This is a genomic window from Rhodococcus erythropolis NBRC 15567, assembly GCF_001552595.1.
Taxonomy (GTDB): Bacteria; Actinomycetota; Actinomycetes; order Mycobacteriales; family Mycobacteriaceae; genus Rhodococcus_F; species Rhodococcus_F erythropolis.
Map to the genome: position 1 here is coordinate 1 of NZ_BCRM01000013.1, position 25,817 is coordinate 25,817.

General features: G+C 60.9%; 33 protein-coding genes, 1 tRNA gene and 1 pseudogene. 12 read left to right on the forward strand and 23 right to left on the reverse strand.

The annotated features are described in order from the left end of the window. Positions 1-1,043: 1,043 nt before the first annotated feature. A tRNA-Gly gene (locus RE4_RS18175) sits at positions 1,044-1,117 on the reverse strand. 306 nt (positions 1,118-1,423) lie between these two features. On the opposite strand from RE4_RS18175, the gene dcd reads away from it, so the two are divergent. The 4 genes from dcd to RE4_RS18195 all read left to right on the forward strand — a co-directional run bounded on the left by dcd (position 1,424) and on the right by RE4_RS18195 (position 4,155). Continuing rightward, on the forward strand, positions 1,424-1,993 hold the full coding sequence (gene dcd, locus RE4_RS18180; RefSeq protein WP_019747488.1) for a dCTP deaminase: 570 nt from the start codon (positions 1,424-1,426) through the stop codon (positions 1,991-1,993). Between the two features lie 25 nt (positions 1,994-2,018). Then, entirely contained in the window at positions 2,019-2,303 is a 285-nt protein-coding gene (locus RE4_RS18185; protein WP_060939086.1) for a hypothetical protein, read from the forward strand. A gap of 91 nt (positions 2,304-2,394) precedes the next feature. Continuing rightward, positions 2,395-2,601 carry a hypothetical protein gene (locus RE4_RS18190; protein ID WP_060939087.1) on the forward strand — a complete coding sequence of 69 codons (207 nt, stop codon included), beginning with the start codon at positions 2,395-2,397 and terminating at the stop codon, positions 2,599-2,601. A 30-nt stretch (positions 2,602-2,631) separates the two neighbouring features. Next, positions 2,632-4,155, forward strand: coding sequence for a hypothetical protein (locus tag RE4_RS18195; RefSeq protein ID WP_060939088.1), 1,524 nt, complete (start codon positions 2,632-2,634; stop codon positions 4,153-4,155). A 3-nt stretch (positions 4,156-4,158) separates the two neighbouring features. On the opposite strand, the gene RE4_RS18200 is transcribed toward RE4_RS18195, so the two are convergent. Next, positions 4,159-4,911 (reverse strand): IclR family transcriptional regulator, encoded by a 753-nt coding sequence (locus RE4_RS18200; protein WP_019747484.1) that lies wholly within the window; start codon positions 4,909-4,911, stop codon positions 4,159-4,161. After that, positions 4,911-6,423: pseudogene (locus tag RE4_RS18205) on the reverse strand (APC family permease). Before RE4_RS18205 ends, RE4_RS18200 begins: the two are co-directional and overlap by 1 nt. A 238-nt stretch (positions 6,424-6,661) precedes the next feature. Here RE4_RS18205 and RE4_RS18210 point away from each other — a divergent pair. The 3 genes from RE4_RS18210 to tatA are packed head-to-tail and all read left to right on the forward strand — an operon-like array spanning position 6,662 to position 9,129. After that, entirely contained in the window at positions 6,662-8,242 is a 1,581-nt protein-coding gene (locus tag RE4_RS18210) for a flavin monoamine oxidase family protein (protein ID WP_041814722.1), read from the forward strand. 39 nt (positions 8,243-8,281) lie between these two features. Then, entirely contained in the window at positions 8,282-8,953 is a 672-nt protein-coding gene (locus RE4_RS18215; protein ID WP_020968713.1) for a Rid family hydrolase, read from the forward strand. After that, on the forward strand, positions 8,953-9,129 hold the full coding sequence (tatA, locus tag RE4_RS18220) for a Sec-independent protein translocase subunit TatA (RefSeq protein ID WP_019747480.1): 177 nt from the start codon (positions 8,953-8,955) through the stop codon (positions 9,127-9,129). Before RE4_RS18215 ends, tatA begins: the two co-directional genes overlap by 1 nt. 52 nt (positions 9,130-9,181) lie before the next feature. Here tatA and RE4_RS18225 read toward each other — a convergent pair whose 3' ends face one another. The 5 genes from RE4_RS18225 to RE4_RS18245 form a co-directional block, all read right to left on the reverse strand. Next, positions 9,182-9,796, reverse strand: coding sequence for a class I SAM-dependent methyltransferase (locus RE4_RS18225; RefSeq protein ID WP_019747479.1), 615 nt, complete (start codon positions 9,794-9,796; stop codon positions 9,182-9,184). After that, positions 9,793-10,551, reverse strand: coding sequence for a PIG-L deacetylase family protein (locus tag RE4_RS18230; RefSeq protein ID WP_020968715.1), 759 nt, complete (start codon positions 10,549-10,551; stop codon positions 9,793-9,795). Before RE4_RS18230 ends, RE4_RS18225 begins: the two co-directional genes overlap by 4 nt. After that, on the reverse strand, positions 10,545-11,483 hold the full coding sequence (locus RE4_RS18235) for an acyl-CoA dehydrogenase family protein (protein WP_021333864.1): 939 nt from the start codon (positions 11,481-11,483) through the stop codon (positions 10,545-10,547). The genes RE4_RS18230 and RE4_RS18235 overlap by 7 nt, the downstream gene beginning before the upstream one ends. Continuing rightward, complete coding sequence (locus RE4_RS18240; protein WP_019747476.1) at positions 11,480-12,184, reverse strand: glycosyltransferase family 2 protein; 705 nt, start codon at positions 12,182-12,184, stop codon at positions 11,480-11,482. The genes RE4_RS18235 and RE4_RS18240 overlap by 4 nt, the downstream gene beginning before the upstream one ends. 233 nt (positions 12,185-12,417) lie before the next feature. After that, positions 12,418-13,185 (reverse strand): GAF and ANTAR domain-containing protein, encoded by a 768-nt coding sequence (locus RE4_RS18245; RefSeq protein WP_047890189.1) that lies wholly within the window; start codon positions 13,183-13,185, stop codon positions 12,418-12,420. A 110-nt stretch (positions 13,186-13,295) separates the two neighbouring features. Between RE4_RS18245 and RE4_RS18250 the strand changes: the two genes are divergently transcribed. Next, positions 13,296-13,994, forward strand: a complete 699-nt coding sequence (locus RE4_RS18250; protein ID WP_060939089.1) for a HemK2/MTQ2 family protein methyltransferase — start codon at positions 13,296-13,298, stop codon at positions 13,992-13,994. Here RE4_RS18250 and RE4_RS18255 read toward each other — a convergent pair. After that, positions 13,951-15,000, reverse strand: coding sequence for an iron-containing redox enzyme family protein (locus RE4_RS18255; RefSeq protein ID WP_029254686.1), 1,050 nt, complete (start codon positions 14,998-15,000; stop codon positions 13,951-13,953). The genes RE4_RS18250 and RE4_RS18255 overlap by 44 nt on opposite strands. On the opposite strand from RE4_RS18255, the gene RE4_RS18260 reads away from it, so the two are divergent. Beyond that, positions 15,001-15,240 (forward strand): CDGSH iron-sulfur domain-containing protein, encoded by a 240-nt coding sequence (locus tag RE4_RS18260; RefSeq protein ID WP_019747472.1) that lies wholly within the window; start codon positions 15,001-15,003, stop codon positions 15,238-15,240. 128 nt (positions 15,241-15,368) lie between these two features. Here RE4_RS18260 and RE4_RS18265 read toward each other — a convergent pair whose 3' ends face one another. From RE4_RS18265 to RE4_RS18275, 3 genes are all read right to left on the reverse strand, one after another. Further along, complete coding sequence (locus tag RE4_RS18265) at positions 15,369-15,572, reverse strand: cold-shock protein (protein ID WP_003943666.1); 204 nt, start codon at positions 15,570-15,572, stop codon at positions 15,369-15,371. A gap of 316 nt (positions 15,573-15,888) precedes the next feature. Next, positions 15,889-16,866, reverse strand: coding sequence for a YihY/virulence factor BrkB family protein (locus RE4_RS18270; RefSeq protein WP_003943713.1), 978 nt, complete (start codon positions 16,864-16,866; stop codon positions 15,889-15,891). Positions 16,867-16,952: 86 nt separating this feature from the next. Then, complete coding sequence (locus tag RE4_RS18275) at positions 16,953-17,390, reverse strand: STAS domain-containing protein (RefSeq protein ID WP_019747471.1); 438 nt, start codon at positions 17,388-17,390, stop codon at positions 16,953-16,955. A 317-nt stretch (positions 17,391-17,707) separates the two neighbouring features. Here RE4_RS18275 and RE4_RS18280 point away from each other — a divergent pair, with 317 nt between their 5' ends. Further along, positions 17,708-17,956, forward strand: coding sequence for a hypothetical protein (locus RE4_RS18280; protein WP_020968722.1), 249 nt, complete (start codon positions 17,708-17,710; stop codon positions 17,954-17,956). Positions 17,957-17,971: 15 nt separating this feature from the next. On the opposite strand, the gene RE4_RS18285 is transcribed toward RE4_RS18280, so the two are convergent. Together RE4_RS18285 and RE4_RS18290 are read right to left on the reverse strand one after the other, a co-directional pair. Further along, entirely contained in the window at positions 17,972-18,691 is a 720-nt protein-coding gene (locus tag RE4_RS18285; protein WP_223258034.1) for a SigB/SigF/SigG family RNA polymerase sigma factor, read from the reverse strand. Between the two features lie 95 nt (positions 18,692-18,786). After that, a complete protein-coding gene (locus RE4_RS18290) occupies positions 18,787-19,221 on the reverse strand; it encodes an ATP-binding protein (protein WP_019747468.1) in 435 nt (144 codons plus the stop codon). Positions 19,222-19,457: 236 nt separating this feature from the next. Between RE4_RS18290 and RE4_RS18295 the strand changes: the two genes are divergently transcribed. Then, complete coding sequence (locus RE4_RS18295; RefSeq protein ID WP_029254688.1) at positions 19,458-19,895, forward strand: hypothetical protein; 438 nt, start codon at positions 19,458-19,460, stop codon at positions 19,893-19,895. A gap of 9 nt (positions 19,896-19,904) precedes the next feature. Here the strand turns inward: RE4_RS18295 and RE4_RS18300 are convergent, their stop codons facing one another. The 5 genes from RE4_RS18300 to RE4_RS31300 all read right to left on the reverse strand — a co-directional run bounded on the left by RE4_RS18300 (position 19,905) and on the right by RE4_RS31300 (position 22,123). Next, positions 19,905-20,222, reverse strand: coding sequence for a WhiB family transcriptional regulator (locus RE4_RS18300; protein ID WP_020906545.1), 318 nt, complete (start codon positions 20,220-20,222; stop codon positions 19,905-19,907). Positions 20,223-20,406: 184 nt separating this feature from the next. Next, positions 20,407-21,078, reverse strand: a complete 672-nt coding sequence (locus RE4_RS18305) for an ANTAR domain-containing protein (protein WP_020968724.1) — start codon at positions 21,076-21,078, stop codon at positions 20,407-20,409. A gap of 48 nt (positions 21,079-21,126) precedes the next feature. Continuing rightward, a complete protein-coding gene (locus RE4_RS31630) occupies positions 21,127-21,261 on the reverse strand; it encodes a hypothetical protein (protein ID WP_020968725.1) in 135 nt (44 codons plus the stop codon). A 73-nt stretch (positions 21,262-21,334) separates the two neighbouring features. After that, entirely contained in the window at positions 21,335-21,880 is a 546-nt protein-coding gene (locus RE4_RS18315) for a Dps family protein (protein WP_019747464.1), read from the reverse strand. Positions 21,881-21,964: 84 nt separating this feature from the next. Next, positions 21,965-22,123, reverse strand: a complete 159-nt coding sequence (locus RE4_RS31300) for a hypothetical protein (RefSeq protein ID WP_003943664.1) — start codon at positions 22,121-22,123, stop codon at positions 21,965-21,967. A gap of 358 nt (positions 22,124-22,481) precedes the next feature. Between RE4_RS31300 and RE4_RS18320 the strand changes: the two genes are divergently transcribed. Then, positions 22,482-22,784: a MerR family transcriptional regulator gene (locus RE4_RS18320; protein WP_060939090.1), complete on the forward strand. Its 303-nt coding sequence runs from the start codon at positions 22,482-22,484 to the stop codon at positions 22,782-22,784. 24 nt (positions 22,785-22,808) lie between these two features. Here RE4_RS18320 and RE4_RS18325 read toward each other — a convergent pair whose 3' ends face one another. The 4 genes from RE4_RS18325 to RE4_RS18340 form a co-directional block, all read right to left on the reverse strand. After that, positions 22,809-23,186 carry a hypothetical protein gene (locus tag RE4_RS18325; protein WP_019747463.1) on the reverse strand — a complete coding sequence of 126 codons (378 nt, stop codon included), beginning with the start codon at positions 23,184-23,186 and terminating at the stop codon, positions 22,809-22,811. A 136-nt stretch (positions 23,187-23,322) separates the two neighbouring features. Beyond that, entirely contained in the window at positions 23,323-24,810 is a 1,488-nt protein-coding gene (locus RE4_RS18330; RefSeq protein WP_019747461.1) for an alpha,alpha-trehalose-phosphate synthase (UDP-forming), read from the reverse strand. Then, on the reverse strand, positions 24,807-25,226 hold the full coding sequence (locus RE4_RS18335; RefSeq protein ID WP_019747460.1) for an STAS domain-containing protein: 420 nt from the start codon (positions 25,224-25,226) through the stop codon (positions 24,807-24,809). The genes RE4_RS18330 and RE4_RS18335 overlap by 4 nt, the downstream gene beginning before the upstream one ends. 259 nt (positions 25,227-25,485) lie before the next feature. Beyond that, positions 25,486-25,674: a PI-type proteinase gene (locus RE4_RS18340; RefSeq protein ID WP_238076990.1), complete on the reverse strand. Its 189-nt coding sequence runs from the start codon at positions 25,672-25,674 to the stop codon at positions 25,486-25,488. Between the last annotated feature and the right edge of the window lie 143 nt (positions 25,675-25,817).

A 25,817-nucleotide genomic window follows, 5' to 3' on the forward strand; every position in this document is an offset into this window, starting at 1 on the left:
CTAGAGCCCGGCAGCATTCGCTACTGCATACAGGGCAGAGGCCCTGCTATCGAAATTGGGACCTGCAATGTAAGCGGGCGAGCCTGGACCGAATGAGGTGACTGTCCTGATATCCGAGGCCATTCGAGGAGTTTTAGTCCACCAACCAAGGTCCACCAAAATTGCCTCCGCCTAAGTTACCCGGTTTGGGAGTTGCGTGAGAAGCCGTAGCTCCGAACGTCATAACCAGGGAAGACGCTGCAATGCTTGTGAGTAATAAGGTTTCGACTCTGGACACCTACGGCCTTCTATCGAATTGGGGCCAACCTGCCGGTTTTTTAAGATCTTCGGGAAGGTAGCGCGACGCTAATGTGACAGTCCTCCAAACTGGGGTATTTCTTCGAGATTTATCCGGCTCTTCCGGATCCGGAGTGTATGAGTCGATCCACGGATGATCCGAGCAGGAACAAGATGTAGGTTGGTGAGGGTTTTTAATGTGCAGACCGATGGTCGTGCATTGGGACTTACGGTTAGGGCTGTCCGGTACTGAGGAAGGATACGTACTTGTTGCTTTTCGAAGGTGATTTTTGACGGACTTGGGTATTTTCACAGTTGTGATTGTGAGAAGACCTGCATTCTTGCGTGAGTTGTGGTCCCCGGTGTCCGGGTGCGCTACGGCAGATCGGTTTTAAAAACTGATAAGCGCGCGGTGCCCGAGCAGAGACAGTTTCCAACCCCATCGGTTGGTAGTCGCGCTCGAATCACTGATGGACGGCAAACGAACCGAGGTACCGGCGACCATCGGCTTCGAGGCCGACAGCACTCTCCTGACAGTGCGCGCAATGGACACCGATTTAGGCCGGGGCACGACCAGTCGGACGGCATCGATGAACTGCAGAATTCCGAGATCCGGTCCTCTAGCACCCCCATTTGCGTTGGATACACGTTCACTGATCACTGAATGGAGGAGGTTGTGTACCTGCCGTGTACCTGTCACAGGATTTGGGACCCAAACAAGCGAAGTTCGTCTGCCCCAAAAAGGACTCTGAACTGCGGAGAATCTGTGGAGCCGATGACGGGAATCGAACCCGCGTATTCAGCTTGGGAAGCTGATGTTCTACCATTGAACTACATCGGCGTCGCAGCCGACCGGACGTGTTTTCACCGCCGATCAACGTGCTTTCCGAACATTATCAGACGAGCATTCGAGCAGACGTATCACTGGCCGTCGTTGAAGAGAAGGCGCGTGTCGAAGTCGGCAAAATTGGCGGATGTTTCGTCTAAAAATTTTGCGCGGGAACGCCTTTCGGGGTGGAGAACTCAAGACAGGTGGGGCTGGGCTCTGCCGTGGGAGTCCAGAACCCGCGCATCGTGTTCGGTAACCACAGTGTGATCGCACCCATCGATGGGTCGGCACTGCCCGCAGAACCGGTAACCTCTACCTGTGCTGCTCTCCGATCGTGACATCCGTGCCGAAATCTCCGTTGGACGTCTGGGTATCGACCCTTTCGACGATTCCATGGTGCAACCGTCGAGCGTCGACGTGCGCCTGGATGGTCTGTTTCGGGTGTTCAACAACACGCGGTACACGCACATCGACCCGGCACTGCGCCAGGACGAGCTGACCAGCCTGGTTGAACCGGCAGAGGGCGAGCCGTTTGTGCTTCATCCCGGCGAGTTCGTTCTCGGTTCGACTCTCGAAGTGTGCTCACTGCCGAACGACCTGGCCGGCCGCCTCGAAGGTAAGTCGAGCCTCGGGCGCCTGGGCCTTTTGACGCACTCCACTGCCGGCTTCATCGACCCGGGTTTCAGCGGCCACATCACACTGGAGCTGTCCAACGTCGCAAACCTGCCGATCACGCTGTGGCCGGGAATGAAGATCGGGCAGCTCTGCCTGCTCAAGCTGTCGAGCGCTGCAGAGTTCCCCTACGGAAGCTCCGAGGCCGGATCCAAGTACCAGGGCCAGCGCGGCCCGACTCCGTCGAAGGCGTACCTGAACTTCAACCGCAGCTGAACGAACCAACTTCGGGGGGAGTGGCATGATCGGATTTTTCTACGGTCTGGTGTTCATGAACTTGTTGTTCGTGACCAGCACCGTGTGCTTGATGAAGCCGTCGAAGGCCAGTGTTGTTGCGACCGTCTGCGCAGGAGTGGCGTGGCTCTTCTTCAACGGCCCGCTGGAAGGTCAGGTCTTGTGGTCGTTGAATCGAGAACACGGTCTGACGGTCTCGGATCTGATGTCGCTTGTTGCCTTCGGCATCGCCGCTCGTGGTTGGAATCAGGTCCGTAAGGTCCGCGAAACCGTCGACGCCGATCGTTACTGACCTGCGAGCTCACCTCAATTGAACGCCACGATTCGGACAGAAGTTTCGACCTGGAGCACAATGGTCGGCGAATCGGGCACAATTACTGAGTATGTGGTGGATTGTCGGAGGCGTACTACTCGTATGGGTCGTGTGTTCCATTCCGATTGCCATCCTGGTCGGACGCGGTATCGCGCGCCGGGACCGCACAGAATTCGACGGCCGAAATCAACAGTGGGCCGACGAGGTTGTCAGGTCGATAGAGAAGCAATCGGATCAGGACAATGCCGATCGGCGTAAGCCACCACTGATCAGCTGACCAGCTGAACTTTTCCGGAGGTGAGTGGGCGTGGAACTTCCATCCGATACTCCCGACGACGTCGTGGCCGCAGCCGCCGGAGGACCCAGGATTCCGCAGTTCGATCCCACAGTCGGGATTCCGGTAGTTCCGCCTGCGGGAGATGCTCCACACCGGTTGGTGGTCATCGGCGACTCGCTGTCGCAGGGATTTCAGAGCGGGGCGGTCTTCAATACCGATCTGTCGTATCCGTCGATCATTGCTCACCAGTTGGGCTGGCTCGAGCGGTTCCGCTTTCCCCGATACGGCGGTCCGGGCGGGCTCCCACTCAACATCGAACTGCTGCTCCGCACCCTCGACGAGCGCTTCGGCCCACGGCTCGACCTCTGGGAGGTTCCGCTCGCACTCTTTGCTGCACGCGGGTTCATGGATCAGGTGGAGGACTACTGGGAGCGTGGGCCGGGCAGCGTGGCGCCGACGTTCTCGGCGATCAATCACAACCTTTCGGTCTACGGGTGGGATCTTCGTGACGCTCTGACCAAGACCGCGCATGGGTGTGAGGCAGCCCTGCACGAACCGCACGACGACCTGATCAGCCAGATCGTCGAGAACAACGGCGAACGCGCCGCACTGAGAGTTCTGCCGCGAGGCTCCGAGGCAGAGAAGCGCATGACGGCGTTCGACGCGGCAGCGGAACTGGGCAAGGAAGGCATCGAAACTCTGATCGTCTTTCTCGGGGCCAACAATGCGCTCCGCACCGTCACCGAACTCCGAGTCGAGTGGAGCGGCAACAACTTCCGTGACCCGGACGGCAAGCGCGAATACACGGTGTGGCAGCCCGAGCACTTCGCGTCGGAGTACGCCGAGGTGCTGGCCGCGATCCGCAAGATCAACGCCCAGCACGTCATCCTCTGCACCGTCCCACACGTGACCATCGCACCGATCGCCCACGGGCTCGGCGGCAAGATCGAAATCGGATCCCGCTATTTCCCGTACTACGCGCGACCGTGGGTGCGCGACACAGACTTCGACCCACAGCGCGATCAACACATCACCGGCGCGCAGGCGTGGGCCGTCGATACCGCAATCGATGTGTACAACGACGGAATCGAGCAAGCCGTCGCGAATGCCCGTCGGGTGGGGAAGGACTGGTACCTCTGCGATATTGCCGGGTTGCTCGAGCGCGTGGCCTCACGGCGCTACGTCACCGACGTCAATGCGCGGCCATCATGGTGGACGCCGTACCCCCTCCCCAAAGCACTGACCGACTTGCAACCCGTGCCGGACTCGCTGTTCCTCTCCGCCGACGGTCGCGGCGGCCGCGCGTCGGGCGGCCTCTTCTCGCTCGACGGCGTTCATCCCACGACAGTCGCGTACGGGGTGATGGCGCAAGAACTGGCGAACATCATGGTCACGGCCGGGGTCCAGTTCGACCGCGCTCAGGTCGATTTCGACCGACTCGTCCGACTCGACACCTTGGTGCGCACTCCGCCGCAGAATCTCGATTCCACGCTCGGCGTCATCGGCTGGGCCGACGAGCACCTCGGCTTTGCCAAACGCGTGTTCGGTCTCTGATTTTCAGCTTGCCTTCGACATCGTCGGTGCGACGATGCGTTCCGCGTACTCCCGCAACAGTGCCACCAGGTCTACGTCGTCGACGGAAAGTCTGCCGGTCGGACCTATCGCAGCCAAGGCACCGACGACACACCTTTCCGCGTCGTGGATCGGGACGGCGACGGCGGAGCGTCCGACACGGATCTCGTCGACCTCACGGGCGGGCTCGCCGCGCCGGATCCGAGAGAGTTCGAGTTCCAACTGGTCGCCGTCGGTGATGGTGTGTGCGGTGACCTTTCGCAATGGGGCCTCGGCCAATTCGGGTCGGCTGGCGAGGAGCAGCTTCCCGATAGCCGACGCGTGAACGGCTGTGACCAGCGTCCGTTCGCCGCTGAGCTCGTGGTCTGGATCGCGATCGACCAGTCGAATTCTGTTCTCTGCAAACGACGCGAGGTAGACGCCGAACCGTAGCTGTTCGCGGAGTTCTTCGAGGAGCACCGAATTGTCGACGGGGGTGGGTTCGGCGGCAGCCCCGGCCAATTCACGGGTGCGTCGGCCCAGCGCGAAGCCGGAGAGGTCGGCGATCCGAACCAGGTAACCGTCGGCGACAAGGATGTTGAGCAACCGATACGCAGTGGCAGGTGGGATGTCGGCAAGGGCGGCAATGTCCTTGGCGGTGGCTCCCGATCCGAGCCTGGCCGCCGACTCTAGGAGGGCAAGGGCGCGCTGAACCGCTCGGGGTTCGTGCCCACCGAGGTCGCGTGGTCGGCCCACCATCAGCGGGCGCCGGCAGTCGGCTCGCCCACCAGCACGATGTTTCCGGCTGCGTCGGTGGCGAACACCCCAGCTCCTGGTAGTACGTCCTCGGTTTCGGGACTGTCGAACGCGCCGACGTGCAGCAGGCTCTTGGGGCTTCGGCGTCGCAGGTAGAACTGCCAGAGCGTGCCCGAGGTCAGGATCACGAGCACAGCGATCGGTGCAACGTACGCATGGTCGATCGTGTTGGCGTAAACGAGGTAACCGAGAACTATCGCACCGGCACCACTTCCACACGACGCGGCTGCGAGAACGCCGGGAGTGTGCTCTCCGATACGCGTCAGGAATACAACCGATGCGATCGCCACCAGTGCATAGGCAACGATGACGGCACCGCGAACCGTCAGTCGAACGTCGTCGAAAATCTCTCCGCGTCCAAGGATGGCAAAGGCTCCGCCGCCCACCAGAACTGTGCAGACGACGACGGTCAGCGCGAAGTAGGGCGTGCGAAATGCGCTGTGAACCGAGGCGAACCGGCGGGGGAGTAGGCGTTCGACGCCGAACGAGTAGACCAGTCGCGACGCAGCATTGGACGACGCCATCGACGACGCCAGCCACGAGCACCCCAGACCGACGTTGAGCGCGATGACGACACCTGGACTCACACCCGTCGCGGTTCCGTGGAGATAGGCGTTGACGAGGGTGTCGCTACGTCCCGACCAAGCGGCCCAGCCCGCAAAGATGAAGAGCGATCCACAGATGATCGGGGTGAGAAGGACTGTGCGGGTGACGGTTACCAGCGGTCGACGAGATTCGGGGCCGAAGAAGGCCGCGCTCTCGAATCCGGCGAGAGCGAACACGGCAGCCAGGGCGGTGAGTAACAGCCCGTGGCCGGAGGTAGGCGGAACGATCTGTGCTTGTTGACTTCCGGAACCGCCCAGAATCATGAGCCCGACGATGAACAGAAGTGAACAGCTTTCGACGACGAGGATCGCGAGAGCAGCAAATCTGACACTTCGAACGAGGGCACCGAGAATCAGCAGGGCTATCCCAAGGTAGAGCGCGATGACGTGAAAAGTCTTGTCCACGTGCACACCCGCGAAGCCGAGTAATGCGATTGCGGCCTGTCCTCCGTGATAGAGCGTCATCACCGCGCTGCCGACGTACTTGACCAGCATGGCGATGCCGGTGGTCAATGCTGCCCGGGTGCCCAGGCCACGAAAGACGAAGCTGTGCAGCCCGCCCGATGCTGCCATTCGGCGCGTGAACTGCGAAACGCAGAAAGCGATGAGCGTCACCAGCACGGTGGCCGCGATGATGGTGATCATCCCGCTCAACAATCGGCCGTGTGTCAGCATGGTGACGGGCAGAACGACCATCGACACAGCAGGGGCGGTGGTTGCCACCGACTGGGCCAGCACTTCGGCGCCCGAGAGTTGCCGACGGCCCAACGCGCGCAGCGGTGGTCGCGCCGGGGGGCTGCTTCTCGCGCGTGGTGAAGGACCGCGCGATAGCTTCGGTGAGAGCGGACATGTCGCGTCACGCTAGTCCGGTTCTGTAACGCGGATATTGCGGACATGCTTCCGCTGATCGCACTCGGGTGAGAGAGCCCGATGCTGATGCTCGCAGGTTTCTCACTCGGTCCCCACTGACTGTTTCCTGCGCGTCAAGTTCCGGACCCAACGCTCCTGAAGTCTGTGTTCAACACCAACCACCCGGGTCACCGGGAGCACACTGGGGAGCTCGAATGCCATACACACGTAGATCTTTCATGCGCAGTCTGGGAATCACCGGCGGCGCCGGCCTGGCACTCGGTGCTATGTCGTCCATCGGCCTGGCGCCGGCGGTGGCGTCGACGCCGAGGCGATTTCAGGCACCTGCCGCGGGTGACCTGATCGGAAAGGTCAAGGGAAATCACTCCGTCGTGATCCTCGGCGGTGGACCGTCCGGTCTGTGCTCCGCCTACGAACTTCAGAAGGCCGGATACAAGGTCACTGTCCTCGAAGCGCGCAACCGGCCGGGTGGTCGGGTGTGGTCGATCCGCAACGGCACCGAAGAAACCGACCTGAACGGTGAGACACAGACCTGTACGTTCTCCGAGGGGCACTTCTACAACCTCGGTGCGACGCGTATTCCGCAAAATCACAACACCATCGACTACTGCCGCGAACTGGGCGTCGAACTGCAGATGTTCGGAAACCAGAATGCGAACACCTTCGTCAACTACACCGGCAACAAGCCGCTGGCGAATCAGTCGATCACCTACCGAGCAGCCAAAGCCGACACCTACGGATACATGTCCGAGCTGCTGCAGAAGGCCACCAATCAGGGCGCTCTCGACCAGGTCTTGAGCAAGGAAGACAAAGAAGCACTCTCGTCCTTCCTCACCGACTTCGGTGATCTCTCCAGCGACGGCCGCTACGTCGGATCCTCGCGTCGAGGACACTCCGCCGAGCCGGGCGCCGGCCTCAACTTCGGAACCGAGATCGAACCATTCGGGATGAGCGATGTCATCCAGGGCGGCATCGGACGTGCATTCTCCTTCGAGTTCGGTTACGACCAGGCCATGACGATGATGACCCCCGTCGGCGGCATGGACCGGATCTACTACAAGTTCCAGGACGCGATCGGGATGGACAACATCGAGTTCGGCGCCGAGGTCAGCGGCATGAAGAACGTGCCGGAAGGCGTCACCGTCGACTACGTCGTCGACGGCAAAACCAAGTCGATCACCGCCGACTACGCAATCTGCACGATCCCACCGCACCTGATCAAGCGGCTGAACAACAACCTGCCCTCCGACATCCTGCTCGCGTTGGATGCAGCCAAGCCGTCGTCGTCGGGCAAGCTCGGTATCGAATACTCGCGTCGGTGGTGGGAGACGGAGGACCGCATCTACGGCGGCGCGTCGAACACCGACCGCGACATCTCCCAGATCATGTTCCCCTACGACCACTACAACTCCGACCGCGGCGTCGTGGTCGCGTACTACAGCTCGGGTAAGCGTCAACAGGCTTTCGAATCGCTCACCCACCGTCAGCGGCTGGCAAAGGCCATCGCCGAAGGCGCAGAAATCCACGGCGACAAATACACTCGCGACATCTCGTCGTCCTTCTCCGGAAGCTGGCGTCGCACCAAGTATTCGGAATCCGCCTGGGCATCATGGGCCGGCGCAGGAGATTCCCACGGCGGCATGGCAACTCCCGAGTACACCAAGCTGCTCGAACCCGTCGACCGGATCTACTTCGCCGGCGATCACCTCTCCAACGCCATCGCCTGGCAGCACGGGGCCTTCACGTCCGCGCAGGACGTCGTCACCCATCTGCATCAGCGTGTTGCGCAAACTGCCTGACGTGCTTCGTTTTCCATCACTTTCTCTGGAGGTCACATCATGAAATCTCGCAGCACCAAGGTCCTTGCAGCGGCATTCGCCGCCACCGCGCTACTGGGCTTCGCCACGGCCTGCTCGTCCGATGAGGCGGACGCCGAAACCACGTCGAGTTCGTTCGTCTCCAAATCGATTCTCGAAGCGGGGCAGGCAAACCCGATGATCGCTCAGGGTGTCGCGATCGGCGGCGACACCGCGATCTACAAGACCAGCGGCATCGGCCCGTCGGCAGGAAACAAGGCGGCGCCGGAAGGTTCGCCGGAGTCGTACATCGACGGCCAGTTCTCCGGCGGAGTTCTGCCTGCCGGGGTCACCGTCACCGAGGCGCAGGGCATCAACGTACTCAAGAAGATCCGCGACAACCTCGAAGCCCAGGGATTGAGTCTCGAAGACGTCGTGACGATGCGCGTCTTCCTGGACAACGCGCCGGGGTCGGACAAGGCCGACTACACAGGATGGAATCGCGCGTACCGCCAGTTCTTCGCCAATACCAATCTCGACACCGGTGATACGGAGCTGGTGCCGATGGGCACTGCCGAGCCGATCGCTCCGATCGAGCGCAACAGCGCTCGGCCCACCCGCTTCGCCCTCGAGGTTGCCGGACTGCCCGTTGCCGGTTGGCTCGTCGAGGTAGAGGTCGACGCGGTGTACCCCGATGGCAAGGAACCCGCCTGATGGGCGCGCTCAGCCCGACCCACTGGGCAATCGTTGCAGTAGTGCTCGTGGTGCTGTTCGGTTCGAAGAAGCTGCCCGACGCGGCCCGCGGCCTTGGCAGGTCGATGCGGATCCTCAAGACCGAAGTCGGTGAACTGCACTCGGATACGGACCTCGCGTTGGAGAAGCGAGACTGACCCCTGTGCGCGGTTGAGGAGTCCCCACACTCCTCAACCGCGCACAGGTCTTCTAGATCAGACCTTCGGAACGCGCTACCGATGGTGGTGACGGCGGACCCTTCACGAAGACATCGATCAGCACGTCCTCGTCCTGGTACGACGCGAACTGCGCCAACCCCGGTGTCTGGCGCACAGCCGAATGAACGGCGTCACCGTTCTGCGGATACTCCGGTACGACGTGACGCCAATGGGCGCACAGCAGCGTTCCACCAGGCTCGAGATGCTCGACGACGTGCAGCATTGCCTCGATCAGCTTTTCGAAGGTCAGGTAGTAGCCGACCTCGCTGATGACGACGAGGTCGAAAGTCTCGTCGGGCCAGTCGTCACCCAACGCCCACAGACGAAATTCGGCATCACGTCCGGTAAGCCGCGCACGGGCGCTCTCGAGTGCGGCCGGGACGATGTCGGTGGCGAGAACGCTGTCGCAGCGCTCTGCCAACTTCTCGGTGAGAACCCCGATCGAGCATCCTGGTTCGAATGCGCGACGGTATCGAGGTTTGGGGAGCATCGCGGCGCTGAGCGCGTACTTTCGCTGCTCGTACCACCGGGATTCGAAGTCCCACGGATCGGATTGCGCCGCATACATCTTGGCGAAGTAGTCCGCGGGAAGCTCACGATCGGTCATACGAACACCGTTTCGTACGGTCGCAGTAGTCGTTCCATCGCATGTCGGGGGAGGATGGGGGCATCCGCGGGATGGTCGGAAAGCGGGGCGATCTGTGAAGTGAACTCATTGGCAGCAGCGGATTTTGCAGCCTGAACGTCGGAGGGCAAGGCCACTCTTCTGGCCCTTTCCCACGGGACTGCTGCATGATCCGGCTCAGCCCAATGCCACGCCCAGATGGGGTACTCGATCAATCGTGATCCAGTGTCCGCGCAGGCCTTCGCCGCTGCCTCCCCGGTGGCTTCATGGTCGGGGTGGCCGTCCCCGCGCCATGTCGAGGCGCACCAGGTACCCGTCGAGGAATCACCGAGAATCGAGCTGAGACGGTCGGTCAACTCCTGTCGGTTCTCGCTGATCTTCCCGTCTGGAAGGCTCAATCGAACCGGTGCGGGAATTCCGAGTGCACGCGCTGCTCGATCCGACTCGGACCGCCTGAGATGTTCCATCTCAGGCTGAGTCACTGTTGGTGAATCGGGATGTGAGGCTCCACCGTCGGTGACAGACACCACGTGAACGTCGATGCCGGAAAGCGTTGCGAGAAGAGCAGTTCCACCCAGTCCGAGTATTTCGTCGTCGGGATGGGGAGCGACGACGATCAATCGCGAGCACCCGGTGAGATCCAGTTCCGGAAAGCTGCGTCCCCACTCCTGCCATGTCGATTCGGGAGTGCCGCCATCGTCGACAGGCTTCTGCGCGAACAGTTTCGAGTTCACCACGGCCGTTTCCCCTTGGCCGCAATCCGGCCCAGTTCGGCGAGATCCTTCTCGGCGTGGCTCTGCCGCAAGTAGACGGTGAGGTCGGCTACCCGCGCGGCATGCTCGGCGTCCATGCAGAGCGGTGCGGCGCCGAGAGCGCGTCCCACCCGATCCAGGGTCTCGGTGGCGGCGCGCTCGACAATTGCCCGCACACGGAGTGCCCGCTGCATGGCCTCGGCATTTTCATCGAAAGGATCGGCGTCGATCTCCGCCGCCGCGACTGCGAGCGCGTTGCGCGCTGCGGCCAGCGCCGCATCGACCGCGCCGAGGTGGGCGAGTAGGTAGGGATCGTCGCTGCTTGCAGCCTTGTCGTACAACGGATCTGCAACGCCGCAGGCACCGCCGTACCAACATGCAGCCACGCCTATCGCGCCGTGCCAGAACCCCGGCCTGCTCAGGTAGGCGCCTGCCGTCCCGACCGGTATCGCCGGAACCATGTCGAAGTCGACCGCGCTGGAGTCGCTTTCGGCCATACCGACGGCCTTCCACGAATCGGGAACGGGATGCACCCCAGGTAGTCCGAGCTCAACTGCGAAGAGTGAGGGTACTCCGTCGACCAAGGCGGTGATCAGTGCATGCGTGCAGGTGTTGGCACCGGAACACCACAATTTGCGGCCGGTGAGCGTCCAGATCCCTACGTGCTCAGACGCATTCACCACCGGTTCGGGTGGCTCGGCCGCCCACACTCCCCACAGCTGCCCGGGTTCGGGATCCGGCCCGTCGAGTTCGGTGAGTATCGCGACGGCATCGGTGTGAGCCTCAGCCATCCGCCCGAGAACCACATTCTCGCGCGTGAGCTCTGCCAGGGAGGTCCACCGCGCGGCTGTCGCGCCGCCGCCGGGAAGCGGCAAGTACAGTCCACCTGCGTCCAGGAGTGTGTGTAGTCGTTTCATCGTGCCAGCTCCGCTTCTTCGTTATCGGCGGTCGTACAACCCAGGTTACGGATATGTCCGGCAAAGCCGCCCGGAGTTCGGCCGTCGAGACGCGCAGACGTGGTGACCGCAATGTCTTCTGCCCACGCGATACAGGCACCAGCCTCGCTCAACCGCCGGACGAGATCGACGTCCTCGTCTTCTTCGAGATCGGAGAATCCTCCGACGCTCCAGTACATATCCGCGCGGACACCGAGGTTGGCCCCGTGGACGTGACCGTGTCGACCATATGGATGTGCGTGGTACATACGTTCGTATCGTTCGCGAACGGAGTGTGGATGGCCTTCCCAATCCGCGATGCGTACGGTTCCCGCGACGACGTCCGCAGTACGCGCATACTCCAATTGGCGCGCAATCCAGGTGGGGCCGACCACCGAATCTGCATCGGTGGTGGTGAACCACGCCGAAGCTCCCAACTCTCGGCCGAACTCGGAAAAGCCCGTCGCTCGCGAACGTCCGACGTTCTGGTGCTCGACGCGGAGTACTTCGACCCCGTCGGGGATGACACCGGCGGTTCCGTCCGAACAGTTGTCGAGGACGGCAACCAGTCGGACGGGGACAACGCAAGCCGACGCCGCTGTTGCGAGTGCGCGAAGGCAACTGGGGAGGTCTTCGGCTTCGTTGTGGGCGGGAACTACGACAAGAACCTGGTCGATTGGCACAGTGACGATCCTTTCCTCACCCTGGTACGGTCGGGTCTTCTTTCGTCCCGGTTCTCAACAGATAACCACATTTCGGACGAGTGCCGCCGCTCGACCGCCAGCAGTCACGCAGGTCGAAAACTGTTTCGGTGAAACATCTCTGGATGCGTTTGGGAACTGTGACTTCGGGGTACAAGACGGGGTTTTGCGACTGTGCTTTCGGGTGCAAAACGGGGTTTTGCACCGAAGAATCTTCAGAGCCGGCGGTGGCGCACCGAATCGATGAGCATCCGGGCAACCTCGTGCAGTTTCACGTTGGTGTTCTGCGATTGCTGCACAAGACGGCTGAATGCTTCCTCGGCGTCGATGCCGTGGACGGCGATCAGGACACCTTTGGCTTGTTCGATCTCGGCCCGAGATTCCATGGCGCAGTGCAACTGTGCGATGTGCTCGTGTGCTTGACGCCAGCGTCGTGAATCTGCGATCGCCGCGCCCGCACCGGCGGTGAACAATTTCATCAACTCTTCGTCGAAGGCCTTGAACTCTGTCGAGGCGAATCCGTAGACGTTGAAAGCGCCGAGCAGCTCGGTGTTCCCTTCGCCCATGGTGATCGGCACGGACAAGTAGGACCGGACGCCTTGTTTGCGGGCTTCGTCGGTGAATTCCGGCCATTCGTCGACGTGATCACCCACCTTTGCCCGAACCGAGGACACCGTGCGCGCGGCGTCAACGCACGGACCACGATCAGCGGAGTGCTGGGCGTCATCTATCTCGGAAAGGTAGTCCGCGGTGGACGCAGCAGTTCGTGGGCCATCGGTGGACAACACCGTCACGCTGACAGCATCGGCGTCAGGCAGTGCTTTGACCGCGGTCTCGGCCAGACGTTGGAGCATGGAGTCGAGATGCTCGTCCGTGTTCAGACTGGACCGGAGTCCGGCAATCGCTTCGGCGAGTGTGTCGAGCGAATCTGCTGCGGAAGCAAACGCCGCGGCTACCTGAGGAGCGTCCGCATTGCCTGTCATGACTCAGGTCTACTCCGCAAACTGCGACGATGTAACCGTTCCGGGCAGTCGATGCTGCGATGTTCGCATGAAATCCGAGGTTCCTGGGTAGCCGCACGCAGCGATGTGCGATGTCGCCTGAAAAAGAGGAGCCGATGATGATCCTGCGACTACCTGGTGTGTATCGACCGCAACATGACACGTCGTTACTGGCGGATGCGCTGCTGTTCGAGCACCTCACCGCTCGCAGCCGGGTCCTGGATCTGTGCACGGGGACCGGCGCCCTCGCCGTCGCGGCATCGGCGGCTGGTGCAGGCCACGTCGTCGCGGTCGACATATCTCGCCGAGCATGTGCCAATGCTCGTCTCAACGGAATCCTCAACGGAACCTTGATCGATTCCCGTCGCGGCGACCTCACCGAGGCGGTACACGGCGAACTCTTCGATCTGGTGATCTCCAACCCGCCGTACGTCCCTGCACTGGCAGACGATCTACCTACCGCTGGAATCGAACGGGCTTGGGACGCAGGCAAGGACGGACGCGCCCTCATCGACAGAATCGCGGCCACCGTTCACGAGGTACTCGTCCCCGGCGGCACACTACTTCTTCTGCAGTCGGTACTGTGTGGGGTCGACAAGACCGGGGCGATACTCGAGGAACACGGTATGGCCGTGGAGATCTCGGCCCGGAAGTACATTCCCTTCGGGCCCGTGATGCGCGAGAGGCGCACCATGCTCGAGGCACGAGGGTTGATCACCACCGGTCAGGAAATCGAACAACTCGTGATCATTCGCGCAACGAAGTCTCGCCCTTCTCCCAACTCGATGTGAGGTGATCGCCGAGAAGGTCGTCGAACGCGAGGCACGTTGCAGCGCCGAACAAGATGTCATCAGTGCGGTGCGGGTGCGAAGAAGCAAGACCGCCGGCAAGTTCCCGAACGGCGATCTGTTCGTGAACGGAATCCGCTTCCACGTGCTCGTCGTAGAACAGTGTCGCGTCCGAACCGAATCCGAGTCGGCGCAAGCCGGCACTGTACCGTTTGCTCGGCAGCGCCGACGTGGTCTCGACGGCGCACAGGTGCCCGACCAGCGCTCCGAGATGTCGGCGATGAAAGCCGAAGAGCGAGAGAGCATTCAACGACGCCAAGGTTACCGCGGGAACAGCATCGATGTAGTGGCCGTAGCGGTCCGAAAGGCCGACAGCCCGCATGGTGTCGGCAAAAAGACGCGAATGCATTCGCTCTGCGCTGCCCCCTCCGTACTCGTCGCTCTGCACTTCGACGAGGGCTGCTTTGACGGCACCGGAGAGGCGCGAAATTCCAAGGGTGTGCACATCCGCTTCACGCAGCTGATTGAGCGAACGGTGAATCAGCACCTCCGCGAACTGATCGATTGTGGCGTCCTTCGCCATAAAGGACGCCAGACCGGGGCCTGCACTGGGAGCCGTCATCGCCCACAAATCGGCTACGACGTCACCGGACGACGGAACCTTTCCCACGAGTTCCACGATGGCGGCCTCGAAATGCGTCTCGAGACGCGACCTCGCCGCGAGCAGGTCCAGATTCCACTCCCACGCGTCCGAGACGTTCTCGATTCCCTGCAAATGAAGCTCGTAGAGGAGCGTCAGAGTCAACTGAGCGTCGTCGTCTCGAAGAATGTCGTAGGTGGGGTCGATGGACCGTGCAACCTCGTACGCGTCAGCGGCAGCCGTAAGCTCCCTCGGATCGGCCGAGGAGCGCAGAATGGAAACGAGAGTGGCGCTCAATGGGCCGCGAGCCTGTGGAACAGGCATGGAAGTGGGCACGCCAGTGGCCGAATCGAGAAGTGAAGAGGACATATGACCGCGTTTCCCGAATCGTCATCTGCCGAAACACCGAGTGTTGCCGGTAACAACACCACCATAACCGCCTGCTCGGACGGCCCGCTGCTGGTGCGTGGTGACTTCGAGTTGCTCCGTGACGACGGCACTCCGATAGAGAACAAGCGCTCTACGGTTGCTTTGTGTCGATGCGGGCGGACCGGCATCGCGCCGTTCTGCGACAGCTCCCACAAGAAGAAGCGGGCGCGAGCGACGTAACCGGGGCCAACTCGGAACGAGCCGGACCCGTAAACCAAGACGGCCCTGAAACCAAGAAAAGGCTGGATGCCGGCACCGTGCGGTGCAGCGTCCAGCCTTTTCAGTCTGAAGTCAGACTGGGATCGAACTCAGATGGCGCGAACGTTCTGAGCCTGGGGGCCCTTCTGGCCCTGTCCGATCTCGAACTCGACCTTCTGGCCCTCGTCGAGGGACTTGTAGCCGCTGCCCTGGATCTCCGAGTAGTGAACGAACACATCCGGTCCGCCACCTTCCTGCTCGATGAATCCGAAGCCCTTTTCACCGTTGAACCACTTGACACTGCCCTGAGCCATAACCAAATTCTCCTGGATCCATCGAGCCGAGCCCTCCCATCGAGAGTCCGGTCTCACACCTGATCCTGCCATGCTCTTCTTTTTCTGTCTCCAATTACATGCATGGCGAGTTGCAGTATTTGACGGGTTTGTCCCGTTCCTGGACCCCGTCGGAAGCAGGTGATTGTTCAACTATGCACGTTTACCTGCTGTGATGTATTCGTCGCTTCGATGTAGCGCGAAATGACAACACCTGTGTTAAATCTGGATTCGCGGCGCAGAATGCCACCCTGATACCCAGGAGGGGACCAAATACCCAACTCGATCGGGGTCGAGATCAGTCCGAATCGTCGGGTTTGGTGTGCCCGTCGAACGTCACATGGATGTTCTCGTGGGGAACCGCGCGTTGGGCTTTTGCTTGATCGGCGAAGGTACGCCGATCGCCTTCGATGAGTTCGGTGTTGTCGGTGAACGGAGCCAACAACGCCCGCGGATGGAGTTTGTCGACTCGCACGACGTTGATTTCCGCGCACATGACGATCGAGGCGGCAGCGAGGAACAAGAAGGCCAACAAACCCAGAACGATGGCAAAGACGCCATTGGTGGTGGAGGCACCCCGCACCACGGAGGTCACGTAGAGGGCACCGAAGGACTGAAGTGCTTGCCAGAGAACAGCAGCGGCGATCGCTCCAGGCGCCACATCGGCTACCGAGAGCGGGCGGGCGCAGGTGAGCCGGAAAGCGACGATGAAGATGCCTGCATTCAAGACGACTACCGCAAGGGTCAACAGGAAGCTGAACGAACCGCCCAGATGAAGCGCACCGCCGATGTTGGAGACAGCGGTGGTCCCCAAGATCGCGAGACCGATGGTGCCCAGGAGCAGTAACCCTTGAAGACGCCCGCGGATGGGATCCGGTCGCATGTTTCGGGGCACCGACCACACCGTGTTCATCGCATTCTGGCAAGCCAGAGCGACACCGAGGCCACCGTAGAGACCACCGACGATTCCGATCACCAGCCCTGTGACACCGCCGCCGATCTGTTGCGCATTGCCCAGATCGTCACCGATCACCGGAAACTGATGCAGAGCGGAGTCCAAGATTTGTTGCTGAAGCTCGGGGTTGCCAGAGAGCACGAAGCCGAGAATGGTCGAGAGCAACAGAAGAAGAGGGAAGAGTGAGACGAAGCCGTAGTACGCGATCAGCGCGGCGAGATAAACACCTTGATCGTCGAGGAACTTGTAGAGGACCGCTATCGGGAACCCCAGGGCCGGATGCTTCTGTTGCAAGGCATCGAGGCGCTTGGCGATTGTCATTCTCGGTCTCTCTCAGCTCGTCGGACAGCCCGACGAACCTTAGTCGCTGCGAGCGCGCGGCGCTCGACGCCGGTGCAGGCTTGGCGTCAGGAGGCTTCGAGTGACTTTTCTGCTTCGGCGAGCGCGCGCATTGCTCCCTCGACAGAGTTGGTGACCGGAAATTCCTCTTCCGCCCGTGCGGCCCGAAGCAAGCGTCGAAGCGGGTGTGACCCGATGACGGACCACTGGAAGTCGTGCGCTCGTGAACGGGAGTTCAGTTCGGCGAACAGTTCGAGGCAGACCGCACCGACGAACAGTGAGTTGGACAGGTCGAGAATGACGCGGGACCACTCCGCAGCGTACGAGTTGAGAAGTTCTCTCAGTTCTGGGGCGGACAGTTTATCGAGGTCGACGTCGACCTGGATCAGGACTGTCGAGGGCGTTATCCGCCAGGCTGCGAAGCCTTGTGTGTCCACGATCGGACCCAATTGTGTTGAGGGATCGACGAAATCGATCGCTGTGTGGTCGAGTTCATTCAGATTCATGGCAGATCCGGTCTGTGTGCTTTTCGTCGAAAGGCTGACGACCGACCTGGCGGCACGGAAAGTGGAAGAGTCCAGGTGTGGAAAGCATTGAGCCCAATGGATGTACGCAGGAAGTTGTGACCTGAATCCAGAGTCCTGATGCGAACCGAGCGCCAGCGGCTTCAGCCCCGGCTGTATTCTCAACCTCGGTATCGCTCAGTGTAGCTCGAGGGCTTGGATCGGTCCAGGCTTGTAGTCGAACATTAAGCGGTGCAATGTTTTTGGCTCGACACTTCGGTATGGTTGGGGATCAGCGCCACCTGACGAAGGGATTTCAGATGAACGACCGCGATGCACTCACGGCCATCTCGACCAAGCTCGACACACTGATCGGCGCGGAGACCAACGGTCTGCAGGACGAGGTTCCGCCCGGTTCCAGTGTTCAGCGCACCGAGCAGGACGGCGAGCACGGCCGGTGGGGGCACGATTACCGTCTCGCCAACAAGTATCTCGAGGCTCTCGACATCGGCCAGCCCGGGCTCATTGACCGAGACGAGATGGAACGTCTTGCGCAGGAATACATCTGATCCTGGGGACCTACTTCAGAAGATTTCACCCATCTCGGTGCGCAGCTGCTTCAGTGTCTGAGTGAGGATTCTGGATACATGCATCTGAGAGATGCCGATCTTTTCGGCAATCTGGGACTGGGTGAGATGACCGAAGAATCTGAGAACCACGATCGTGCGCTCGCGCTCCGGTAGTGCAAGGAGCGCGGGTCGCAGGGTTTCGTGATTGTCGATCCGACTGATCGCTTCGTCGTACTGTCCCAAAGTATCGATCAGAGTCAGTCCGCTCCCGTCGCCGGCTGACGCGGTGTCGAGCGGTGTGGTTCGATACGAATTTCCGGCGGTCAACCCCTGTTCGACCTCGTCCGGCTCGATGTCGAGCTCCGTGGCAAGTTCCGCTACCGTCGGTGCACGGCCGAGCGTCTGCGACAACGACGTGAGCGCCCGGTTGAGGGCAAGATGTCGTTCCTGAAGGCTGCGAGGTACGCGTACGGACCAGCCGTGATCGCGAAAATGCTTGCGCACCTCACCCATTACGGTGGGGACTGCGAACGACAGGAAATCCGATCCTTTGTCTACGTCGAATCGCTGCACAGCCTGTACCAACCCCACGCGCGCAACTTGTTCCAAGTCCTCGAAAGGCTGGCCGCGCCCCTGGTAGCGACGTGCAACGTGGGTGGCGAGCGGTAGGCACAGTTCGATGATCGAGTTGGTGATCTTTTCCCGGGTCGGATCATCCGGCGGAAGCGAAGCCATCGAGACGAACAATTCGACAGCTAGTTCGTACTGGTCCTTCTTGTCCGGTGGTACAGCCTTGCCCGGTGGGACAGTATCGTCCGGTGGGACAGCGGTCACGCACGCTCCTGGAGCAAGCCCTTTTCAAGCGTCATCGTCAGCGTGATGTGACCGTCCGCGTCGATTTCCGATTGCTCCAAACGGACCGAGTCGACCAGTGCTTCGAGAACGAACCATCCGAAGCTGTGGGACTTGTCGGGTATTTCGGAGTGCGCGATCACCGACACGACGATCCGAAGAGTGCGACCGTAGGTCTCGAATCGGCAGGTCAAGTCGCTGGACGGTATCGCATGGCCGATGAGGATGCTCGCGACTTCGTCCATCGCCAGAGCAAGGTCGGCTGTCCCGTCGACGTCCAATCCGGTGTTGTTGGCAACCGTGCGGGTGATTCCGCGCAGAGTCGGCAATTGGGAGTACGACGCTCGGACGCGGAGCGAGGCAATGGAGTCGTGAGTAAGTTCGGCTTCGGTCGGACTCGACAGAGGAATCAAGGGGCTTCCTGTAGGTAGATGTGGCGTAATTCCGGCGGACCGAGGCAAGGAACGGTACCGGCCATGCGTGCCAGCCATCTCTACCCCGGAAGTATTCATGGCCTTCGATTACCCTTCGCCCGGCGAAGTAATCCTCTTTACCCGAACTAGAGGATGAATTGTGAGACACATCACCTGTGGTGCGCTCGTACCGAATCCCATCTTTCATTTGTGACCCGTTCGGGTACGTCCGTTTCATGGGCACTCAGGCGGACAGGCAGATCCCCGTACACGCACGACCGGAAGGCGTCACGGACGACGAGGTGAAGGCAGCGGGGGTGTTGTCGAACGCCCTCGAAACGGTGGAGCGGGCGCGAGGCGCTCTGTACGACTTCCATCAGCTGATCGGACATGCAGATCTGATGCTCGACGAGGTCGTAGAGCTACTGCGAACCAGCGGTAACGACGAGCTGGCCGATCAGGTCGAGAAAGAGTTGATGGGCCGGAACGTGGTCGAAGGGCGCTGGACCTTCCAGCTGGTCGAGGAGTTCGACGAGAACTACTGGTCCTTCTTTCGGGAATGCGAACAGGTGGTGCGTGACAAGCTGGCCGGCGGAGTGCCGCACCTCTTCGAAGCCGAGATGAAGGAGCGACGCCGCACGCACGGTTTACGACATCACGAGGCCAGGCCTTGAGGTTGCCACCTACTCCGGTGAGTTCGCAGCGGCACTGATCAGTGGTTCAGTTCGACCTTTACGCAACGATTCTCGTTCGGTCGCGGTCATGCCGCCCCAGATACCGTGGGGTTCCCCGGTCTGGATGGCGTGCACGAGGCATCTCTGCACGACAGGACACCTGGCGCACACCAGCTTCGCCGAACTCTCGCGTTTCGCTCGCCTGGAGCCGCGCTCGTTCGTGTCGTCGTAGAACAGGGCGGGGTCGGTGTCGCGGCAGGTGCCGGACAGCTGCCAATCCCACTCGTCGGCAAGGGGCCTGGGAGATGTGTAGGAGCGCATGAACATGGACGTTCCCTTCGCTGCGTGACGAACTCGACTCGGATCGGGGATCCAGGTCGGGTGTTAAGGCAAAGCTCGGTCCCGCCGGCCTGAACCGGCGGGACCTTCGAGGCTCCTCCCTCGAGGGGAAGATTTCGGGGGTACCTCTGGTCGGTCATTACCCAGCCGTACAACCTTTGAATCCCGGTCGTCAGGAATTCTTTTGATCGACGGCACGTCTCTCTGCTGCGGCGACAAGACCACCGGCGATGTCGCGCACCTTGACGTTCCATTCCTGCGACATCTCGACCAGAAGGTCGAAGGCTTGGTCGGCCGAGCACTCGCGCTCGGCCATCAGTAATCCCTTGGCCTGCTCGATCACGGGCCGAGAATCCAAAGCTCTTCTCAGTTCGTCGTTTTCCGCGCGAAGGCGGGTGAGGACGTCTGACGCTGAACTGGACTGCTGAGCCTGGGGTCGTTGAACCTCGTACACACGATGAAGCACTCCGATCACCCTGCCGTCATCATCGGTGACGGCGGAATTCACCGTATTCCAATAGCGCGTGACAAACAGCCCACTACCTCGCTCATCGCGCACGTCGTAACGCTGAGTCGGTAGTGCGTCCCGAGTTCTGGAGTGCATCGTGCGCTCGAATGACGCTGTCAACGAGAAGATTCCGTCGGCAAACGAGTCGTCGGGATTGTCGGGGAAGGCTTCGAACACTTCCACTCCGTGCAACTGATCGAGGCTGCGGCCGGACACGGCAAGGTATTCGTCGTTTGCGCCCTGGATACGGAAATCGCTGTCCACGAGCAGAAGAGAAGAAGTGCTTGCCGCAAATCGATCGCTTCGAACGATCGAGCGGAGAGTGCTCGAACTCATGATTGTGTCGTTTCTGTCCTGTCTTCGACGGCTGCGGCCCCTGATATTTCAGAAGTAATTGATCGCGAGAACTCCAAGGGCGGTGCCTGCCACGATCGATCCGAACAACAAACGCTGTTGCAACACGAACATCTGATACTCGCGACGCGTTTGTGCCGACGTGCCGCGCGAGTCCGCAGACATGCTCTTGCCCTTTCCTGTTGTGGGGATCGCGATTTCGGCCGACCCCCGATCGGCCGAAATCGCGGACGGAGCGTCAGTTCTGACGCGCCTCGTTTGCGGCATCCTGCTCGGTGGACGCGCCTTCGTGTACGAGGCTGCCGCCGGAGTTCTCGAGGTGCGCACGAACGAACCACTGGAACTTCTCCAACTGTGCCGTTTGGCCGATCAGCATGTCTTCTGTGATCGGATCGATCTTGCCGACGTTGTCGATTGCAGTGCGGCTGTCGGTGATGACCCCGGTGTAGACGAGGTCGAGCGCAGCCAGATGGGCGCGAGCGTCGTCGCGGCCGACGGAGTAGTCGTCCCAAGTCCGATCGCGCTCGATCGCTCCCGCTGTGCCCTTGGGGGAGTTGCCCAGTGCCGCGATACGTTCCGCCACATCATCGGCGTAGCCGCGAACCAGCTCCACCTGTGGGTCGATCATCTCGTGCACGCCAATGAAGTTGGGTCCGACGACGTTCCAGTGGACGTGCTTGAGCGTCAGATGAAGGTCGTTGTAGGCGCTGAGGCGTTCCTGCAGAATATCGGCGACGGACGAACCGTCTGCGCTGCTCAGTCCCGGTACGGTGAACTCGGACATATGTTTTCCTCTCGTCTTGATGGGGATCGCCCGCGAACGGGGCGGTCTCGCGCCATCGTCAATCGGATCGCGTGTCGGTCAGGTTCAGTGCGCGAGTGCTACTGGCTCCTCTGTCACCGGGTCGCCGTACATCATCGCGATTCGGCGCTTGACCTCTTCGGTTGTCAAAGTCGCGCTTGCAACAGTGATTCCGATGCCGGTGGTGCTCTCGCCCTGTGTGGGCGGGATGTCGATCGTCGTCATCTTGCTCCCGGTGAAGAGTGTGCCGTGAGGGAGTCGGCTGAACCACCGACTCCGACGTCTGGGTGTTCTACACCTTCGAGTGCCGGTTATGGCGCTTTCAAGTGCTACAAAATCTATATCAGCCGATGTAGATAATTGGCAAGGCTACTTCGATTCGACGGCTAAGGGAAGCTCCCTGTGCGATCTTGCCGAAATCGGCTTTGATCTGCCATTACATGCCTTCTCGGCTCGACGATTTTTGTCATGAGTGGCCCTGGACACGCTTGAATCTATGTCCTGGGCGTCAGATTCACTGCGTGATGATGCTAAGGTCGGATGACGCCGATTGAGACAGCCGACACCGAACTAGGAGGTTCCAGTGACGTCGGAATCCCAGACCCGGGCGCTGCGCGGCGTATACGGGATCTCAGTGATGTCAGAACTGTCCGGGGTAGGACCTCAGACGCTGCGCCTTTACGAGCGAAGGGGCCTGCTCACACCAACCCGCACGGATGGCGGTACGCGCCGTTACAGCGAGGCCGACCTGGATACGCTCGGACGAATCACCGCGCTGATCGACGACGGAGTCAATCTGGTCGGTATCCGTCTGATTCTGTCCCTGGAGGCCGAAAATGCAGTCTTGGCGGCTCGAATCAGCCAGTTGACCGCCGAGGGTCACTAGTAGCGTTGCTCCATACGATGCCGTTCAGGATGGAGTTTCGGTGCGGGTAGGGTCGCCGAAGTCCGCGTCGGCGGAGATCTTGTTGCCTGCCGCTTCGATCTGTTCGAGCGCGGCGTCCAAAGCATCGACCAACCATTGATGCGACGCTTCCGCGAGGAGGCGATCCGGTGTGTCGGTGTTTTCGGATTGGAAGAACCGCACCAGCCACGATTCTCCGTTGTCGGGTCGATCGGAGAGTCCGGCCGCGGTATTGGTCGCCAGAAGATAACGGTTGTATTCGAGATCGACACGAATGGCGTACTCGCCGAACAGGTTCACCACATTGGCCGGCCGATGAGTAGCAGCAGCGAGCGCGATGAGAGCGTCGTTGTAGGTTTCGGAGTACTTCACCGTGAGGGGCATGGTCGGCCTGTCTTTCTGGGCCGATGCAGCATTGCACGGCTATGTTGAGGAGATCAGTTCGCAGCCGCTGCTTGACGATGAACTGAAACCAATCCTAGCTCGAGTCTCCGCTCACCCTTGACGCAAGCCCACGGGGTCAGTTGTTGCGTGCAAAGTCAGACTCGCGCTCCGTGACGAACTGATTGTCCGGGCGCGGTTCTGGCGGCGAAAGTGCAGTCAGGAACGACTCGGCCCACTGATGCACATCATGCGTCATGACCTGGCGATGCAGCGCAGCCATACGGCGACGGCCCTCTTTCGGATCCTGATGAACTGCGGTCAGGATTGTATTCTTCACGCCGTCCAAATCGTGCGGGTTGACCAGGTATGACTGTCGTAATTCCATTGCAGCACCGGTGAACTCGCTGAGAACGAGAGCGCCTCCGAGGTCGCCTCGGCAGGCCACGTACTCCTTGGCCACCAGATTCATCCCGTCACGCATCGGCGTCACGAGCATGACGTCGGCAGCGACGAACAGTGCGATCAGTTCTTCGCGGTCGACCGGCTGATACAGGTAGTGAACTACGGGGCGGCCGATCTGACTGTGGTCGCCGTTGATGCGGCCCACCTGTTCCTCGATGACACTGCGAAGGTCGATATAGTGTTGCACGCGTTCACGACTGGGCGTGGCGAGCTGCACCATCGTGTACTTCTCCGGATCCAAGCGGCCCTCGTCGAGGAGTTCCTTGAGGGCTTGCAGTCGCAGGTCGATGCCCTTGGTGTAGTCCAGGCGGTCGACTCCCAGCAGGATTTTTTCGGGATTTCCGAGCTCTTCCTTCAATTCGCGTGCGCGGCGCAGGACCGATTCGCTCTTCGACTGGCGCTCCAGCTCGGCCGAATCGACGGAGATGGGAAATGCCCCCACCTTGACGACGCGAGAGTCGAAATCCACATGCCCGAGCGCACTTCGAACACCGACGCCCGCGGTCGTTGTCTTGAGTCCGAGTAGTTTTCGGGCCAGAAACAGGAAATTGTTTGCGCCACCAGGCAAGTGGAAGCCGATCAGATCGGCGCCCAGCATTCCCTTGACGATCTCCTTGCGCCACGGAAGCTGCATGAAGAGCTCGACCGGAGGAAACGGAATGTGAAGGAAGAACCCGATCGTCAGGTCCGGGCGCAGTTCGCGCAGCATTGCCGGCACGAGTTGCAATTGATAGTCCTGCACCCAGACGGTGGCTCCGTCCGCGGCGCAACGGGCGGTTTCCTCGGCGAACCGCTGGTTGACCGCGACGTACGTGTGCCACCACGACCGTTCGAACGTCGGTGCCACCAGGACGTCGTGGTAGAGCGGCCACAGCGTGTCGTTGGAGAACCCCTCGTAGTACTCGGCGAGGTCCTGAGAGGTCAGCTCGACGGGAAACAGACGAAGGCCGTCAACCACTATGGGATCTACCTTCTCGTCCGCGACGCCCGGCCAGCCGACCCAAGCGCCGTCTCGCTGTCGCAGGATGGGTTCGAGAGCAGTGACGAGTCCACCCGGACTTCGCTTCCAGTTCTTGCCACCGTCCTCGTCGGTTTCGAGATCGACGGGTAGTCGGTTTGCGACGACGACGAATTCGGAGAGCTTTTCGAGATCGGTACTCACGCCGACATCGGCTCCGCCAGGGTCTCGTCCAGCACGGTGGTCGAGGACAGGTATGTGACCGCCTCGGCTGTCGAGTCGGTGAACACGATGTCTGCGTCCATCTTCAGAAGAGACAGCGGGCGCCTGACGGGGTGCGCTGCGACGAGCGTCCAAGGAACGCCGAGCCTTCGTGCCTTGGCCGACAGAGTCTCGATGATGGAAAGACCTCCGACGGAGATGAACTGGACGTCCGAGCAGTCGAGTACGAACGGGTGACGCTCACCGATCAGGTCGTCGACGCAGGCAGCGAAATCAGCTCGGGACCGGACGTCGATCTCGCCGCTGACCACGAGTGATTGAATGTTTTCCGCACACGTCGTGGTGAATGTGGGGGGACTGTCCGTACGCTCATCTGTAGTTCTCGAAAACTCGTTCATCGAAACTCCTGACGGATTGCTCGAAACGGTTCGTTCGAACGGTCTGGTTCGAAACGGTTTCGTTCGAAACCGGGAAACGGCACGGGAAGCAACGCACGAACCGTGCTCGTCTTCAACGGCTGGGTACTCAACCGTGCTGAGTGCCTACCTTACCGCATCGCGAAAACCCAGGTGAAAAGCGTTAGATCCGTAAGGATTTCAAGGACCCGTGAGCGTCGGCCCACGGGACCTTGGTCCCGATGACTGAGCTCTTGCGCGATCAGTCGGTGTCGGTTGCCGGGCCGGTACTCGAGGCTCCACCCTCGTCGGCCCACGTACGCTCGCCCGACGGATCGGTCTGAACGTCCTTGTGTGCGGGATCGGCCCCGGTTCCGGGACCGTGGTCGGTGCCGGTGGTCTGCGGCTCGTCCGTCTGATCAGTGCGGTCGGTGGAATTTCGTTCACTCATGGTGGCTGCGTCTCTCTGAAGGTTGGTGTTCATGTACTTGTCGTTTCTTGCTCACCCGCGAGGGGTACTCAATAGGGGTAGTACGTCACGTCGAGTCAGTACGTCACGTCGAGCCATACCGGCAAAGTCAGCTGTCACCGAAG